This window comes from Methylobacterium longum, assembly GCF_022179385.1.
In the GTDB taxonomy this organism is placed as follows: Bacteria; Pseudomonadota; Alphaproteobacteria; order Rhizobiales; family Beijerinckiaceae; genus Methylobacterium; species Methylobacterium longum.
In genome coordinates, this window is record NZ_BPQS01000190.1 from 1 (window position 1) to 432 (window position 432).

General features: G+C 66.9%; 1 pseudogene. It reads left to right on the top strand.

The features are described 5' to 3' along the window. Positions 1–105: 105 nt before the first annotated feature. Positions 106–432: pseudogene (locus MFF58_RS32045) on the top strand (hypothetical protein); the annotation flags it as partial.

A 432-nucleotide genomic window follows, 5' to 3' on the forward strand; every position in this document is an offset into this window, starting at 1 on the left:
TCGGCGGCCACGTGGCAGATGCCCTGGCAGATCGCTCCGATCGGGCCTGCCTCAGCCGCGGCCGGTGAGCAGACGATCATGTCGATGGTGCCGGGAACCGGCCTAGTGAAGGGTACCTCTGTCGCCCTGCAGAGGATCGGGCAACCTCTACCGGAGGTGCCGGGCCGCAACCGCACCGTCGATACCTGCCGTGCGGTCGTCATGAGCGAGGCCGGCAAAGCCGGCATGAGACAGGTCGAAGCGGTGTCGGCTGGCGCGGACAGGACCGACAAGAAGGGCGACTACTTCGCGCCGGTGCTGTTCCGCATCACCTACGACCGGCCGATGATGTACGAGGTGCGCGAGGCGGCGATGATCTGCGTCGTGAACCGCAAGGGCGCCATCGTCGACGCCTACATGCCGGCTGACGAGTCGGTCATCACGGAGTGGTCG